Source organism: Bacillus sp. SA1-12 (genome assembly GCF_000981385.1).
Classification (GTDB): Bacteria; Bacillota; Bacilli; order Bacillales; family Bacillaceae; genus Metabacillus.
The window spans coordinates 153731-170479 of the sequence record NZ_LATZ01000131.1; the positions used below are offsets into that span (position 1 = coordinate 153731).

Below are 16749 nucleotides of genomic sequence, written 5' to 3' on the forward strand. Positions count from 1 at the left end.
CGTGTGTCCATTCACACGCCATTTAATAGATCATTTTTTTTTGCCCCCGAAAGAGGAACCCCTCCCTTTATGACAAATATCACTCATAACCGATGATGAAGTTCATAATAATACCCCTTTTGCTCCAATAATTCATCTTGTGTCCCGCTTTCTATTATTCCCCCATCTTTTAATACAAGGATTTTATCTGCCTTTTGAATCGTATTAAGACGATGGGCAATAACAAAGGTTGTTCTGCCCTTCATTAACCGCATTAATGCTTCTTGTATCCGTAATTCTGTAACTGTATCGATGCTGCTTGTCGCTTCATCTAAAATAAGGATTTTCGGATTAGCAAGCATAGCTCTCGCGATCGCGAGAAGCTGCTTTTGACCGTGGCTTATCCCGCTGCCATCATGTGAAATCATGGTTTGATATAGATCTGGGAGTTTACGAATAAACGAATCAGCATTTGCTGACCTTGCAGCTTCTATTACTTCCTCATCTGTGGCATCTAATCTCCCATAGCGAATATTTTCTATAATCGTTCCTTGAAAAAGGAAAGTATCTTGTAAGACAAAAGCCATTTGCTCGCGCAGCTGATCACGGCTAATCTGATTTATATCAATACCATCAATCGTGATCAGCCCATCATTTACATCATAGAAGCGGGAGATCAGATTAATCACAGTTGTTTTTCCTGCACCCGTTGGTCCGACTAAAGCGATCGTTTCACCTGGATAGGCACGGAAGCTTACCTGCTCCAAAGTTTGTTGCTCCTCCTTTTCCTCATATGAAAAAGATACATTTGAAAAGACTACCTCGCCTTTTATAGAAGGAAGCTGAACCAAGTTTGTTCCCGCATCTTTTTCTTCTGTTTCGTCAAGAATATCGAACACTCTTTCTGCACCGGCAATGGCTGATAATAGGGTATTAAACTGGTTAGCTAAATCATTTAGCGGCCTGGTAAATTGTCTGGCATATTCAGCAAAGATGACAATCACACCGATTGTTACCATGCCATTTAACGCCAAGATTCCCCCAATTCCTGCAATAATGGCAAAGCTTAGATTATTTAACATATTCATGACCTTAGGAATAAAGCCCGAAATGGTTTGTGCCCAAAATCCTGATAACTTTAAGTTATTGCTTTTTTCAACAAAGCCGGCGATCACTTTCTCCTCTTGGGAATAGGCTTTGATCATTTTCTGTCCTGAAATGACCTCTTCAATAAACCCATTCAGTTCTCCCAGATTTTGCTGCTGCTTCTTGAAGAGCTTGCCTGTACGCCTTGTAATCCACTTCATCCCTAATACCATCAACGGTATAATTAACATCGTGATCACTGTAAGAAGCGGACTCAGCATAATCATGACAGCCACTGTACCAACCAGAGTTAGGACACTTGAGAAAATTTGAATAACCGAACTGTTTAACGTTGAGCTCACATTTTCAATATCATTTGTTACCCGGCTCATCAACTCACCGTACTGCCTTTTATCAAAAAAAGAGATTGGCAGTTTATGCAGGTGATGAAAAAGGTCTGTTCTCATTTGATTAACTGTAAATTGTGATATACCGATCATCCAAAAATTTTGTAAAAACAAGGTTAGTGAATGGAAGAAAAAAACAACAACCAGACCAATTAATAAAAGGAGCAACCCCTGATTATCTGGAGTAACAATATACTCATCGATTGTCGTTCCAATTAAGTATGGTCCCAAAAGCCCTAGACCTGAGCTTGCAATTACCATTAATAACACTAAGATAAATTGTGCTCGTATTTTCGCTAAATACGCCCATAACCTCTTTATCGTTTTTATGCCGTTTTTAATGCCCGTCCTTGGCTTGTTCGTTGACATAACATCACGTTCTTTAACTACGATTCTTTCATATTTAAATGGACTAGTTAGTTGCTTTAACATTCGAAAGTTCCTCCATCATTTGAGAGTGATAGATTTTTTGATAAAGAGAAGAGTTTTTTCGTAACTCATCATGGGTGCCCTCTGCGATCAACACCCCATCCTCTAAAAGCAAAATTCGATCGGCTTCTTTGGCCGAACTAACTTTCTGGGTTATTAAAAAAGTTGTGCAACTATAGTTACGCAAAGCTGCCAAAAGCTTTCTTTCCGTTTTTACATCCAATGCGCTTGTACTATCATCTAATAAAAGCAGTTTTGGCTTGCGAACTAAAGCCCTCGCAACCGTTAATCTCTGCTTTTGTCCACCTGAAAGATTGACACCCTTTTGACCGATCCTTGTCTTATATTGTTCAGGTAATCTTTCAATCATTTCATGAATTTGTGCAGCTTTCGCAGCTTGTATGATCTCCTCTTTAGATGCATTCTCCTTCCCCCACTCAATATTATCCTTAACTGAACCGGTAAAAAGGACTGCTTCCTGCGGAACTAAACCAATCTGATCACGGAGATTTTTCATGCTTATTGTATTTATTGGAATATGATCAATGTAAATGGCACCTGAATCTACTTCATAAAGCCTTGGCAAAAGCTGAAACAGCGAAGATTTCCCTGAACCTGTTCCTCCCATTATTGCTATTGTTTCTCCCGGAAAGGCTGTAAAAGAGATATCCTTTAGAACAACCTGATCAGTCCCAGGATAGGTAAAGGAAACATGATCAAAGGTTACTCTCCCTTGCTTAAACGTAACGGTTTCTTCATCCGGTTCAGGCTTAATGTCAGTTTCTAAAACCTCTGAAATACGAAAAGCAGATGCCTGTGAGCGTGATAAAAACATGACAATAAATGAAAACATGGATAGCGCCGAAGTGATACGAAAGCCGTAGTTGACCATAGCAACCACTTCCCCTACCTGCACGTTTCCGCTTATGACCTGTGATCTGCCATTCCATAAGATAAAGAGGATGGCCATATTCATAATGAACAATAAAATAGGCATTGAGGTTTCAATCATCCGCAAAGCTGTAATCGTTGAATCGCGAAGAGAGTCTGTAACATGTGAAAAGCGATTGATTTCATGGTTTCTCCTTACATACGCTTTTATTAATCTCATACCAATTAAATTTTCTCTCAACACATCATTTACATGATCCAGCTTTGACTGAACTTTTTTAAATAAACGGCTGCCTTTTTTCATAATCCAAATAAGCATCACAATAAGGACAGGAATAACAACAGCAAAAATAATGGCTAGAAAAGGATTAACGAAGAATGACATAACGACAGACCCGATGACTAGAAGAGGAGCTCTTAACATAATTCTAAGTCCCATAAACAACGTATTTTGCAGCTGAGTAATGTCATTTGTCATTCTCGTAACCAGCGATGCCGCAGGAAAGCGACTTAAATTTTCAAAGGAAAATTCCTGAACCTTAACAAAAAGCCGTTTTCGAACGTCAAAACCAAAACTTTGACTAACATGTGCAGCATAAAACGAGTTGATCATCCCTGAAACAAAAGCAATAAGTGAAATACCTGCCATTACCCCGCCCCACACCATAACTAAAGAAAGATCCTCCTTAAGGATCCCTTCATCAATTATTTTCGCCATTAAAAGTGGATGAAGGAGTTCAACTGCTAATTCAATGAGCATCAATGTTAGCGCAATTGCTACAGAAAATCGATAAGGCTTTAGAAATGAGCTAAACTTCAACATTTGACATCCTCCAAGCAAGTGATTACTACCAAAGCATATATTAGTAAATAATTAATTAAGTTAAATAACCGCTTAAGAAAGGGTTTACATTTTAACGATTTAAATGATTACTGTTCTTTAATTAGTTTACCAATAATTGCTTCATATGCCGAGCAGAATGCCTGAATAATGCAGATTTTTTATTACACAAAAAAGCTGCAGCCATCAAAAAGAGATGGTGCAGCAAGGTACTTACATTGCGATGCTTACTTTTGTATAAAGGGCTTTTCCAGACTCGATCATTGTTAATTCGTCCGTTCTGTTCAATTCGTCTGTTTTCGCCATCCATGGTTCCACACAGACGAAGTCCTGACCTTCTTCAGACCATAGAACAATATACGGAAATTCCTTTCCATAGTTCATTGTTACACATTTTCCACTTTCGTCCAGATAAAAACGAATAGAATCTTTACCTGTTTTAAATACATATGATTCCTTTTGATCAATGGTTACAGCTTCTTCTAAGTCCTTGGTTTTCATATCATTATAATCAAGGTATTCCGTTGCATCCGTTTCAAGTTTCAGCTGTTTTGACTTTGTTTTAAAATAAGGATGGAAGCCGGCATAGATCGGCATGCTATTGGACGATTTATTTTGATAAGTCTGCTCAATGATGAGTTCATTCTCACGCAAAATATAAGTAAACACTAATTCGAAATCAAATGGATATGAGCTTAATGTCACTTCATTGCTCTCAAGCTTCAAACTTATCGAAGACTCATCTGTCTCTTTTTTTATCTCAACAACAGCCCACGGCAGATCACGTGCAAATCCGTGGTTTTTCATTGTATATGTTTTTCCTTCCCACTTATACTCACTATTTGTTAACTGGCCTGAAATCGGAAATAGAATTGGAATTCCGCCGCGAATATTTTTTTCTTTATTTTGTAATGTTTCCTCATTCATAAATAGCAATTCTTGCCCCTGTATCCCTAGGCTTGTAATAATTCCGCCTCGTTCCGGGACAACCTTTAACCAAGAATGATTGGTTTCATTTCGCAGTTCAATGACAGTCAGCTTTCCTTCTTTGTATTCCTTATGTATATACATTTCCATTATGCTCCTTTTCTTTTTATGTTTACTATACAGATGTTACCCTATGATCGCCAGTATCAAAGGTAGCAAGTCTTGTTTTCCTGGTTGAATCTCCTAGACTATCTGCTATACTAACACTGATTATTAATATTGAACTTCGATTGAGTAGAGGATAAAGTATGACGAAAGCTTTTTCTTAGTTTCATCACATTCATATCCTTCATCACGCAACGAAACACCCGATCTTTGGACAATGGATGCTCGAGGAGTTTAAGGAACACGGCAATAATATCTGCTCAGGAACTCTGTATCCATCCTCCACACAATGGAGTCAGATGGCCCTTTAGTGAGAGAAGATAAAAATGTTACCTGGAAAATTCGTAAATATTATACCACCACAGCAAAAGGGGATACACTTGGAGGAATGGCGGAAAAAAGCAATTGAACTCTTCAAGGAAATAAAGTGAATTCTTCATGCAAGTGTTCTCTCTAAATGAGATTTAAGAATAAAAGGAGGTTATCATGAACAAAAATACGATACGCTTCAAGTCACTTTTAGAAATCCTCGTCGTTTCCACTAAGCTTGGTTTGACTTCATTTGGAGGTCCTATCGCACACTTAGGCTATTTTCATGAGGAATATATCCGCAGAAGGAAATGGATGGACGAGAAAAGTTATGCAGATTTAGTCGCATTGTGTCAATTTCTTCCCGGTCCTGCCAGCAGCCAGGTTGGGATTGGAATTGGTGTTATGCGTGCAGGTGTATTAGGAGGAATTACATCATTTATTGGATTTACCCTCCCTTCTGTTGCAGCACTTATCATTTTTGCCCTCATCCTTCAAAACTTAAAGATCGGTGATGTCGGTTGGGTCCATGGTTTAAAAATCGTTGCCGTTGCTGTCGTTGCCCATGCCATTTTAGGGATGGCACAAAAATTAACCCCAGACCTTAAACGAAAAGCAATTGCTTTATTTGCACTTGCAGGTACCCTTCTATGGCAAACAGCTTACACACAAATTGCTGTTATTTTACTAGCCGGCTTCATAGGTTTTCTTCTTTATAAGCAGCAGAAGGATGATGATTCTACTCCGTTAAACTTCCCAGTTTCTCGCCGGTTTGCGATTATTTGTTTAGGGCTATTTTTTGGATTATTATTTCTTTTGCCAATTTTGAGTAAGGTCACATCACTAAGCTGGATTGCCATGTTTGATAGCTTCTATCGCTCTGGTTCATTAGTATTTGGCGGGGGACATGTTGTTCTTCCTTTACTTGAAAGAGAATTTGTTCCAACCGGCTGGCTGAGCGAAGAGGCCTTCCTTGCTGGATATGGAGCAGCCCAAGCAGTTCCTGGTCCATTATTTACGTTTGCTGCTTATATTGGCGCAGTGATTAGCGGCTGGCAAGGGGGATTATTGGCTGCATTTGCGATTTTCCTACCGGCATTTCTGCTGATTTTGGGTACGCTCCCTTTTTGGAACGCCTTGCGAAGCAACCCTGTGATAAAAGGAGCGTTAATAGGTGTGAACGCAGCGGTTGTCGGGATTTTAACTGCTGCTTTTTATCAGCCAATCTGGACCAGCTCAATTATGGAGCCGATTGATTTTGCCTTTGCCGCAATTTTATTCAGCATGCTTGCTTTTTGGAAGCTTCCACCTTGGATCATTGTTGTGACAGGCGCAATCGGCGGCCATCTCCTATCTTTTCTATAAATTGTTTATTTAGGGTCTGACCAAAGCAAAAGCTCTATATGGATTTATCCTATATTGAGTTTGTGGAGTTTGACCCTTTTTTTTAGAAAACCTCTAATTTCTTGCTTTTCTGAATGCCAATTCCCCTCCTGAACGCTGATTTCTTTCTCCTGAACGCCGAATTCCCCTCCCGTACGCTGATTTCCTTCTCCCAACGCCGAATTCTCCTCCTGAACGGTTTTCCTTCGCCTGAACACCTAATCTTTCATCCTCTTAAACCCTTCATTTACAGAGATTTTACAAAATAACTACTTATCATTAAACCTGCCTTAATAAAGGATCAATAGACTAGTATTTAATAGATTTTATTTAAGTATTCCCATCATTTTTTTATACATAGGAGGATAGAAATTATGCAAACGATCAAAAAAACGTTGGGCTTTCTGATGATGCTCGTACTTTTATCAGCTTGTGGTGCACAATCAGAAACAACAGGTACATCATCTGATGAAAATAAAGGTAACGAGCAAACAGGCATTGAAGGAGATCTTTCCTTCTACACTTCACAACCTGATGAAGATGCACAAAAGCTTGTAGATGCTTTTATAGAAAAATACCCAGACGTAAATGTCGAGATTTTCCGTTCAGGAACTGAAGAGGTTATAAGCAAAATTCAAGCTGAACATCAAGCTGGCGATGTACAAGCTGATGTTTTATTAGTAGCTGATTCGGTAACGTTTGAGAGTTTAAAGAGTCAGGATCTTCTATTATCCTATCAATCGAAAGAAGCAAGTGAGATCCCTGAAAACTTTATCGATAAAGATGGTATGTATTCAGGTACAAAGGTAATGGCAACGATCTTAGCAGTTAACACAGAAAAGGTTAAAGATTTACCGGACTCATGGAGTGCATTAACTTCTAAAGAAGCAAGCGGTCAGAGCATTATGCCAAGTCCTTTATATTCAGGTGCTGCAGCCTATAATTTAGGTGTATTTACTAGAAACAATGGATTCAATTGGGAGTTTTATGAGCAGTTAAAGGAAAATAATGTCATGATCACTGAAGGAAACGGTGCTGTCCAACAGGCCGTCGCTGCTGGAGAAAAATCCTATGGCATGGTGGTTGATTTCATCATCGCCCGTGCAAAAGCGGAGGGGTCGCCAATCGATCTTATTTATCCAAAAGAAGGTGTGCCTGTGATTACCGAACCAATTGCCATAATGAAAAATACTGACAATGAAGCTGCAGCAACAGCTTTTGTAGACTTCGTTCTTTCTGAAGAAGGACAGCAGCTTGCAGCAGAGATTGGCTACACTCCAATCCGAAAAGGGATAGAGGCACCAGAAGGTCTTAAAACAATTGACGAGATGAAGGTGTTAGATGCTGAACTATCTGAGTTATATCAAGCTCGTGAGAAAGACAAAGAAGAATTCAGCAGCTTGTTTGGAGATCAATAAGCAGAAATGAGGCGTCAATAAATGGTTTCATCCGTAACAAATTCAGGGAACTCGCTTCTTAAGCAGCGTTCCCTTTCTTTCTTTTACATACTTGGATTTATCTTTATTATCTTATTCTTTTTCATCCCGGTTGTTAAATTATTATATTTAAGCTTTTCCTCTGAAAATGGCTTAAGCTTTAACCACTATATCGAGGTTTTACAAAACCCTGTTACATGGAAAACAATCTATCATACCCTTCTTATCGTAACCGGCTCTACCATTATTGCCGTTATTCTCGGTGTATTCACAGCATGGCTGGTTGCTTATACCAATATTCGGCATAAACATCTGCTTCAGGTTTTGATCTTTTTACCCTTTGTGATTCCATCCTATATTACAACATTGGCTTGGACTCAATTTTTGGGTGTTAACGGTCCAGTAGCCTACATATTGAACAAACTTCCAGGCGGCCTCGAACCTATTAATCTATATAGCCTAACAGGAATTATTATTGTCATGGGATTTTCTCATTATCCTTTAGTTTATTTGTTAACAGTAGGTGTTCTCAGAAAAATCCCTAGAGAGCTTGAGATGGCTGCTAAGGTCTCTGGTGGTTCTTCATTCACTGCCTTTTTAAAGGTCACAATGCCATTGGCACTGCCAGGGATCGCAAGCGGTGGATTGCTGGCCTTTCTTGCCAGCCTTGATAACTTTGGAATTCCAGCATTTTTAGGCATTTCAGCAAATATTCGAGTCTTAAGCACCTATATTTATGAACAAATTATTGGGTTTGGTCCTTCTGCCTTTGCAAAAGGAGCCACACTTTCGGTTATTTTGGGAATGATCGCGATTATCGGGACGTCGATTCAATGGATGCTGCTAAAACGTACAAAGCAATTTGAAACAGCAAGAGAGGACAAAGACCCTCGAATCTTTTTAGCCAAAAAAGCACGGTTACTGGTTGAAATGGCTTTGTGGATGTTCTTAATTGTAACAAGCCTAATTCCACTTCTCTCTATGGCATCGACCTCTCTAGTCAAGGCCTATGGCTTAGATTTTACTTTACAAAATCTGAGTTTAAAACATTATGAATTTATTCTATTCTCAAGTTCAAAAACACAAGAAGCGATTCTAAACAGCCTAAAACTTGCATTCATTACAACAGTATTCGGCTTAGTTATTGGTACATTCATTGCCTACTTACGGGTGAGAAAACCTTCCTTTTTCAATAAAACCATGGAAGTTATCGTCGGCATCCCCTTTGCTCTCCCAGGAACGGTGATGGCGCTGGCCATGATCTTCACATGGTTAGAGCCCCTCCCAGGCTGGAATCCAGGGATTTATGGATCAATCTGGATCTTATATATCGCCTATTTTACCCGATTTCTTATCTTGCAAATTCGGGGAAGTGCAACCTCTCTCATGCAAGTAGATGTTTCCATGGAGGATGCAGCAAGGACAAGCGGCGCCTCTGCCTATAAAAAATGGCGGAAGATTTTAATACCACTAATCTTGCCAGGACTAATAAGCGGCGCCTTTTTAGTCTTTTTAACCGCTTTAACTGAATTGACTGTATCATCCCTTTTATGGTCAAGCGGTACAGAAACAATCGGTCTCGTAATTTTTAATTTCGAACAGGCTGGCTATACAACCCACTCTACTGCTTTTTCGACGATTATTGTTTTATTAATTTTTATCGGGTTTATGGGTATTTTCCTTATGCAAAAGATTTGGGAAAGAAGGGTGTTTCTAAATGGCAACAGAAATTACAAAAGTTAGTAAAAATTTCGGGAAAACAGAAGCCTTGAGTTCAATCGATTTATCCATTAAAGATGGTGAATTCATTGCGATCCTCGGACCTTCCGGCTGTGGAAAAACAACATTGCTTAAGTTATTGGCAGGCTTTGATTCACCTTCATCGGGACAGATTTGTATCGGCGGAGAATGTGTAGGTAAAAAAAATGAATCAATCCCGCCAGAAAGACGCAATATTGGGATGGTATTTCAATCTTTTGCCTTGTGGCCGCACATGAATGTGGCAGAGCATATCCGGTTCCCGCTCCTTCATCATCGTTTTTTAGCTGATGATCTAAAAGCAAATATGGAAAAAAGAGTCGAAGAGGTTTTACATATTGTTGAGCTCCATGCCTTTTCAAAAAGAATGCCGTATGAATTATCTGGGGGTCAAAAGCAGCGGGTGGCTTTAGCAAGAGCGATTGCCGCTAAGCCGGCGCTGTTGTTAATGGATGAGCCCTTAAGCAGCTTAGATGCAGAATTAAGAATGGAGATGCGCAGGGAAATACAAAGCCTCCATCGAATGACAGGCGCCACAATTATTTATGTCACTCATGATCAAGATGAAGCCCTTGCGATGGCAGACCGAATTGTTGTCATGAATAACGGCAAAATTCAGCAAACAGGAAGTCCAAGAGACATTTATTATAAGCCTGAAACCGAATTTGTCGCCAAATTTGTCGGGAAGGCAAATCTCATTCATGGCCAATGGATCGATGAACAGACATTTAATCCAAATTCTAATTCCATCCAAACGTATTGGACTGGTGTAGAGGCCTCACCTGGTTTAAGAGCAAAAAATCTTTGCCCGATTAGACCAGAACAATTCGGCTTATCACAACAAAAAGATGGAATTTCAGGAACCATTGCCAATATCCAATTTCAAGGGAAGGAAATTCATTATTTGGTTGATACGGGTTCAGATCTGATAGCTATTCACGAGGATTCCCAAAAGGAGCCTTATTATACTGGTGATCAGGTCTATATTCATTTAAAACAAACCATTCATTCACAGCCATTACTACCGATTTAATGAAAAGCTTGTATGCCCGCCAGACTTATTTAGCGTGGTTTACAAGCTTTTTAACCTACAGTGACTAAAAATTCTTCTTGAATTTTTCCCAGTTCATGACAATAATATGACTATTAGAATATTTCGATTTTCGAAACAATTATCTGATAAGAGGGAGAAGAATACACGATGTCAACTGCTTCACTTCCAAAACAACCTGCATCCCTGCCTACCGATACAGGAACTGTTTACAACATTTTATTTATCATTGGTCTTTGCCATCTGCTAAATGACAGTATTCAATCTGTCATTCCTGCCATGTTTCCGATTTTAGAAAACTCAATGGGACTAACATTTACACAGCTCGGCTTTATTGGATTTGCGCTTAATATGGTTTCATCTGTTCTTCAGCCGGTGGTTGGCCTTTTTACAGATAAGCGCCCGATGCCATTTGTTCTTCCGATTGGTTTAACGTGCAGCATGCTTGGAGTATTTGGATTGGCATTTGCACCATCATTTTTCACTATCCTTCTATCCGTCATTTTAATTGGGCTAGGCTCAGCTGTTTTTCATCCTGAAGGCTCGCGGGTTGCCTATTTGGCAGCTGGAGAACGCCGAGGCTTAGCACAATCCATCTATCAGGTTGGCGGTAATAGCGGGCAGGCGCTTGCCCCGATCATTACTGCATTAATCCTTGTTCCACTCGGTCAATTCGGAGCTATCTGGTTTACGGTTGTTGCTGCTCTTGCCATCGTCTTTTTAATATATATTGCAAATTGGTATTCTGGCAGATTAGCAGATATAAAGCCTGTTAAGGTATTACCTAAAGCCACTCAAACCAATTCGTCCGTAACGAAAGCAGTCCGTAACGCCATTTTCATCATTATATTCCTTATTTTTGCCCGTTCTTGGTATGTGAGTGCCATTTCAAATTTTTATACTTTTTATGCCATTGAAAAATACCATTTAACGATAGCAGGATCACAAGTATACATTTTTATCTTTTTAGTAATGGGGGCAATTGGAACATTTTTCGGCGGACCATTAGCTGATAAGTTCGGCAAACGAAATGTCATTATCGTTTCATTATTAGCTACAGCCCCGCTTACTTTAGCATTGCCTTTTGTCGGAGCAACTCTTTCATTAATAGTCTTGGCACTGATTGGTCTCATTTTAATGTCTAGTTTTTCTGTAACGGTAGTTTATGCACAGGAACTCGTTCCTGGTAAAATTGGCACCATGTCAGGTTTAACTGTTGGGCTTGCGTTCGGAATGGGGGCAATTGGCTCGATTGCATTAGGTGCAATGATTGACCATGTTGGATTAACCCCAACGATGATAAGTGTCGCCGCACTTCCATTACTTGGAATTCTAGCATACCTTCTACCTACGGATCAAATGCTAAAAGAATGGCAAAAGGCCAAATGATAGAATTATAGGAAGAAATTACCGGAATTTTTAATCTAATTGTAACCTACGAGACCCCCTTTCTATGTTATAACTATAAAGACAGAAAGGGGTTGCATTATGCGAGCTATAAAGCGAACACTTGCCACACTTGGTATCCTTCTATTATCATTACCTATTTCCTATGTGGCAAACGCAGAATCTACTAAAGACACTTTACATAGTGCTGAAGAACAGCTGAAGCAGAGTCAACAAACCATTCTTCAAAAGGAAAAAGAACAGCAAGCGGTTCAAGAAGAAATCAGCGGCCTTCAAGAGAATGTACAAGCCTTAGAGAGTGAAATCACTCAAAATCAACAAGGCTTAGCAGAGGTAGAAGGCAAAATTGAAGAAATCCAACAGATCATTCAGCAAAAAAAGGAAGAGATTGTACTTTTACAGGACAAGGTATATGCGCGTGAAGGAATTATGGAAAAACGGTTAGTTGCCCTTCAACACAGCGATCATACAACAATTGTAATTGAAACACTCGTAAACTCAGAAAATCTTGGAAATTTCTTTGAACGGATTGGCGCTGTTGCAACACTATTAGGTGCAGATCAAAAAATACTAGATCAACAAGAAGCTGATTTAAAGCAAATAGAGGTAGATAAAAAGGAAATCGACAAACAAGAACAGCTCCTCATTAGTCAGCAGGCTGAACTAGAAGCAAAAAGAGCAACGCTTGAAGAAAATCGCGCAAAACGAAATCAAGCCTTAATTGCCATGCAAGGTAAATTCACAAAGCTGGCATCTGAAATAAGCGTTGCCGAACAAGAGAAAAATAATATCCAATTACAAATAAATTCGATCCAAACAAAAATTAAAGAAGAAGAGGCTGCGGCAAAAGCCAGAGCCGTTGAGCTTGCTAAAGCAAAAGAAAAAGAAAAGGAAAAAGCTGTTGCTCAACCTGCTGTTGCACCACCTCGTCCTTCAAAAACAGCTTCAAAAACAGTTACAAAAAAAGAAGAACCGTCTAATTCTAGAAAAGAAATGTATGTAACAGCAACTGCATATAGTCATGAGGATACAGCAAGTGATCTTACCTATTTGGGATATAATATTAAAAAGAATCCAAATATGAAGCTCATTGCAGTTGATCCTGGTGTTATCCCGCTCGGTTCAAAAGTGTGGGTTGAAGGCTATGGGGTTGCGGTTGCCGGTGATACTGGCGGCGCCATAATTGGCCATAAGATTGATGTACTAATGCCTTCAAGCGCGCATGCAAGGCAATGGGGAAGAAAAACGGTAAAAATTATTATTTTAGATTAAGTTAAAAGGATAGATTAATCCAGGTGATTTCTGTTTTGATCTATCCTTTTATTTATGAAATGCTATAGGGTGATTCTTCATGTAAAGGAACAGGTTCGTTATTCCTTTAGAAATGAGTACGATAACAATATATCCAAAAAATAAATGAACATAATTTGCACCTTTGCCCAGCAGAAAAAGATTGTGTGCAACAGACAAGGGTCTAAAGAGGAATGCAAGAAAACAAATTAAAAACAAAGTATAGAGATAGAAATTTTTTTTCTTTTCTAACGTCCATTGATAAATTAAGATAAACAGTACTGGTGCAAATGAGGTATCGATACTCACATTAAAAGGCAAAAAAGGGATAGCCTTGTAAGGATATCCTATATAATTATACCTGGTTACTAATGCATCCAAATACGCTCCCCAAACATGAATATTAAATCCATAAAAACCCAGGAGAAAGATTCTTTTTCGATCAATCGTGAAATAAAGGATAATCAAAGGCAGAACAATCATTGCCGCATTAAACCAAAATTGCCATGTATCAAATGAAGAATATTCTCTCCAATAATCAATCCATTGTTCAGCAAGCTTTTTTTGAGTTTGCTTTAATTCTTCAAATTGTTCCATTTGTTCTGGTGGAATGGTGGACTTCATTTACTCACCCCGTACTATTTTTTTTACTTTTACCTTTTATCAAGAATCCTATTCAAATAATAATTGCATGTCATTTCCATCTTTCTTTTATAAAGAATAAGAATATTCCTCGTCAAATCAGTTATCTTAAAAATAAACATAACCAATGAAATGGAGCTGATAACGTGGATAGAAGAGACCAGCATTCCCAAGTAACTCCACATCCTGACGGAGAAAAAGAGTCAATCATTAACGATCCATTAGCTTCTGCCGGGTCAAAGATCGGGATCGAAATGAATGCAGATCCTGAATTCACTCAAGAGAAGAATCCGTTTCATTATCAATTCAAACCAGATCCTTCAATGGCACAATTCGAGAGGCTAATGAGAGGAAATAAGATTGAAGAATAAGGAAGGTGACCACAATGTCTGATTGGAATGAACAAGCAGCACCTAATAACAACCTGCCTGCTAAAAGTATCCGCTCTTCCAAAATGCGCTTGAACAGGGAAAGTAGATATAAAAAGAAAATGAATAATCGTCCGAATGATATTTTTTAAGTCAGAGTCTTTTTTAGGAGAATGTTTTTATCAGGAAGTGGCTGATTAAATTTAGAGATCACGACATAATTAATTTTTCGCCGATATATTTGAAAAATAGCTGATTAAGTCGAAAAATCGCCAATAACCACTTCCACCCTCTTCACTTACGCTGGAACATAAAATAAAAAAATAGACTGGCACTCTCTCGTTTAAAAATTGCGCCAGTCTCCTTTCTATTTGTATTAAATCGGTAGAATAATTTCAATTTCCGTCCCTTTTCCTTTTTCACTTGTTATTTTCATTTTCCCTTTATGATTTTCAATAATATTATAGCTAATCATTAATCCTAATCCTGTTCCATTTTCCTTTGTCGAGTAAAATCGCTTACCTAATTGTTCCAATTCTTCTTTTGAAATGCCTTTTCCCTCATCAATAAAAGTAAGCTGTACGTATCCTTTTACCTTTTTTATTTTGATTACCATCTTCCCTTCCTTTTCCATTGCTTCAATCCCATTTTTTAGAAGGTTGATAAACACTTGCTTTAGTTTATTTTCCTCACAATTAATGTTTAACTCATTTACTTCGTTATCTGCTTCTATCATAATTTCAATATTAAATAAAATGGCTTGGGTACCTAAGATTGTGACAACTGTTTTAATTAAGGATAAAAGATGAATAGGGCGAAAAACCATTTCCTTTGGCTTTGATAAAAGCAGAAGCTCCCCTACGATTAAGTTAATTCGATTGATTTCAGAAAGCATAATCGAATTATACACTTCTCGATTTTTTTCACTGTTTGAAGACAATTGTAAAAAACCTTTCAAGCTTGTTAATGGATTTCTAATTTCATGGGCGATACCTGCAGCCAGTTCACCTATTACAGAGAGCTGCTCGGAATGCTGAAGTTTTTTTTCATTTTCTATCAGCCCACTTATATCCGTAATAACATAACATTTCTTCTTATCAGTTTGAGAGGTTCCTATGCTGCTGCAGAACAGCTCTACATCCAGTGTGAGCCCGTTTTCCCTTGTTAATTTCCCTCTAAAATTGAATGGAACTTGGCCATTTCCATGATATGTGATAAACTCAAAGACTGATTTTCCAATCACCTCTTGCTTATCGACTTTACCTATTACTTGAACAGCTGACATATTTAACTCTTGGATCCTCTCTCCTACAGTTATCATGACAGGAAGAGGAATTTCCTCAATCGATAGATCTTGGTTCTTTTTAGCTTGATCAGCCTTTTTACTATTTTTCAATAACAGTAACATCTGCAAAATCATGATGATGACGATAAACATGATGAAAAAGTCATGTAGCTCAATGAGAATACTGAGTATTCCTATGAGTCCAAGTAAGAAACCTGCCATAATGGTTAGCATGTCTCTACGCTGGAGTAAATTTCTAAACTTCATCCAATACCTCCCTAATACTAATTCCTTTTCTTCTGAAGCCTTTTTCATTCAATATAAAAAATGGCCTAACCTCTCATGTAAGAGAAGTTAGGCCATACGTGACTTTCATCATCTAAAAAATGATTTTCCACTGCATTTACCTATTATCTATTATGAATGCCATTAAAGATCTATCATCCTTTAAATTCCAATCAATAAAAATTTCCTTGATGTTTATGTTAAACAATTCCTCGAATTTGCCTTCATTATAAAAATACCTTTTCTCAAGCTCATCTTTTGTCATTCTGAGCTCTTGAATGAAGCCTTTCATTATGAGAGCACGTTCAATTGGGATGAGGATACCTTTCCTCTCAACAAGGAATATTTGACTTGATAACGGATAAAGTTCTATGTGTTCTGGAACTTTTTGAACGAGTGAGCTAACACGTGAAACCTCAGCTTTAATTCCGTTAGCATCCAGCTGAATCACCTCATTCATGTCAACGACTGGATTGTTTAAAGTAAACATCAGAAGTCCTGAATTCGTTGAAAGATTCCAATCATGGTAGCAGCCTTCGATTTCAGCTTCCAGGGTTACTTGAATGACACCTTTTAGCTCTTCCAGTACCGAGGAAATAATGGTTGTTCTCGTCAAGTCAATTAAATTGTTTTGCCCTTTGCTTAAAAGAACCTCTTCCATAGGAGATAGAAAACCTCTGATAACAATCACCAGATGCCATTTATTCGCTATGGACTGACAAGATTGTGGCCCTCTTCCGAACTTTTTTCTTAATAATTTACTTGTATACCCGCTAATATAATTTAATTGCTCCTGTATTGGCATCGAAA

General features: G+C 38.4%; 15 protein-coding genes and 1 pseudogene. 9 read left to right on the forward strand and 7 right to left on the reverse strand.

The window, feature by feature from the left end:
• Positions 1-83: 83 nt before the first annotated feature.
• The 3 genes from WQ54_RS28145 to WQ54_RS28155 form a co-directional block, all read right to left on the reverse strand.
• Entirely contained in the window at positions 84-1904 is a 1821-nt protein-coding gene (locus WQ54_RS28145) for an ABC transporter ATP-binding protein (protein ID WP_046589624.1), read from the reverse strand.
• Entirely contained in the window at positions 1885-3615 is a 1731-nt protein-coding gene (locus tag WQ54_RS28150; RefSeq protein WP_046589626.1) for an ABC transporter ATP-binding protein, read from the reverse strand. The genes WQ54_RS28145 and WQ54_RS28150 overlap by 20 nt, the downstream gene beginning before the upstream one ends.
• 231 nt (positions 3616-3846) lie before the next feature.
• Complete coding sequence (locus tag WQ54_RS28155) at positions 3847-4704, reverse strand: hypothetical protein (RefSeq protein ID WP_052738020.1); 858 nt, start codon at positions 4702-4704, stop codon at positions 3847-3849.
• A 150-nt stretch (positions 4705-4854) separates the two neighbouring features.
• Between WQ54_RS28155 and WQ54_RS28160 the strand changes: the two are divergent.
• Both WQ54_RS28160 and WQ54_RS28165 read left to right on the forward strand, forming a co-directional pair.
• A pseudogene (locus tag WQ54_RS28160) lies at positions 4855-5156 on the forward strand (PadR family transcriptional regulator); the annotation flags it as partial.
• A 55-nt stretch (positions 5157-5211) separates the two neighbouring features.
• A complete protein-coding gene (locus tag WQ54_RS28165) occupies positions 5212-6399 on the forward strand; it encodes a chromate transporter (RefSeq protein ID WP_046589629.1) in 1188 nt (395 codons plus the stop codon).
• Between the two features lie 44 nt (positions 6400-6443).
• Here the strand turns inward: WQ54_RS28165 and WQ54_RS34035 are convergent, their stop codons facing one another.
• Entirely contained in the window at positions 6444-6593 is a 150-nt protein-coding gene (locus tag WQ54_RS34035; protein ID WP_156178212.1) for a hypothetical protein, read from the reverse strand.
• A gap of 198 nt (positions 6594-6791) precedes the next feature.
• On the opposite strand from WQ54_RS34035, the gene WQ54_RS28170 reads away from it, so the two are divergent.
• From WQ54_RS28170 to WQ54_RS28190, 5 genes are all read left to right on the forward strand, one after another.
• A complete protein-coding gene (locus WQ54_RS28170) occupies positions 6792-7835 on the forward strand; it encodes an ABC transporter substrate-binding protein (protein WP_046589631.1) in 1044 nt (347 codons plus the stop codon).
• 21 nt (positions 7836-7856) lie between these two features.
• Positions 7857-9596 carry an iron ABC transporter permease gene (locus tag WQ54_RS28175; protein ID WP_046589632.1) on the forward strand — a complete coding sequence of 580 codons (1740 nt, stop codon included), beginning with the start codon at positions 7857-7859 and terminating at the stop codon, positions 9594-9596.
• The gene (locus WQ54_RS28180; protein ID WP_046589634.1) at positions 9571-10644 is read left to right on the forward strand and encodes an ABC transporter ATP-binding protein; all 1074 of its coding nucleotides are present in this window, start codon (positions 9571-9573) and stop codon (positions 10642-10644) included. The genes WQ54_RS28175 and WQ54_RS28180 overlap by 26 nt, the downstream gene beginning before the upstream one ends.
• 168 nt (positions 10645-10812) lie before the next feature.
• Complete coding sequence (locus tag WQ54_RS28185; RefSeq protein WP_046589638.1) at positions 10813-12051, forward strand: MFS transporter; 1239 nt, start codon at positions 10813-10815, stop codon at positions 12049-12051.
• 99 nt (positions 12052-12150) lie between these two features.
• Complete coding sequence (locus WQ54_RS28190; RefSeq protein WP_046589640.1) at positions 12151-13341, forward strand: 3D domain-containing protein; 1191 nt, start codon at positions 12151-12153, stop codon at positions 13339-13341.
• A 48-nt stretch (positions 13342-13389) separates the two neighbouring features.
• Here the strand turns inward: WQ54_RS28190 and WQ54_RS28195 are convergent, their stop codons facing one another.
• Positions 13390-13983: a CBO0543 family protein gene (locus tag WQ54_RS28195; RefSeq protein ID WP_046589641.1), complete on the reverse strand. Its 594-nt coding sequence runs from the start codon at positions 13981-13983 to the stop codon at positions 13390-13392.
• Positions 13984-14147: 164 nt separating this feature from the next.
• Here WQ54_RS28195 and WQ54_RS28200 point away from each other — a divergent pair, with 164 nt between their 5' ends.
• A complete protein-coding gene (locus WQ54_RS28200; RefSeq protein WP_046589642.1) occupies positions 14148-14372 on the forward strand; it encodes a hypothetical protein in 225 nt (74 codons plus the stop codon).
• Between the two features lie 14 nt (positions 14373-14386).
• Positions 14387-14521, forward strand: a complete 135-nt coding sequence (locus WQ54_RS35375) for a hypothetical protein (protein ID WP_269431599.1) — start codon at positions 14387-14389, stop codon at positions 14519-14521.
• A 224-nt stretch (positions 14522-14745) separates the two neighbouring features.
• Here WQ54_RS35375 and WQ54_RS28205 read toward each other — a convergent pair whose 3' ends face one another.
• Together WQ54_RS28205 and WQ54_RS28210 are read right to left on the reverse strand one after the other, a co-directional pair.
• Positions 14746-15921 carry an ATP-binding protein gene (locus WQ54_RS28205; protein ID WP_052738021.1) on the reverse strand — a complete coding sequence of 392 codons (1176 nt, stop codon included), beginning with the start codon at positions 15919-15921 and terminating at the stop codon, positions 14746-14748.
• 136 nt (positions 15922-16057) lie between these two features.
• Positions 16058-16744, reverse strand: a complete 687-nt coding sequence (locus WQ54_RS28210; protein WP_046589644.1) for a Na-translocating system protein MpsC family protein — start codon at positions 16742-16744, stop codon at positions 16058-16060.
• Between the last annotated feature and the right edge of the window lie 5 nt (positions 16745-16749).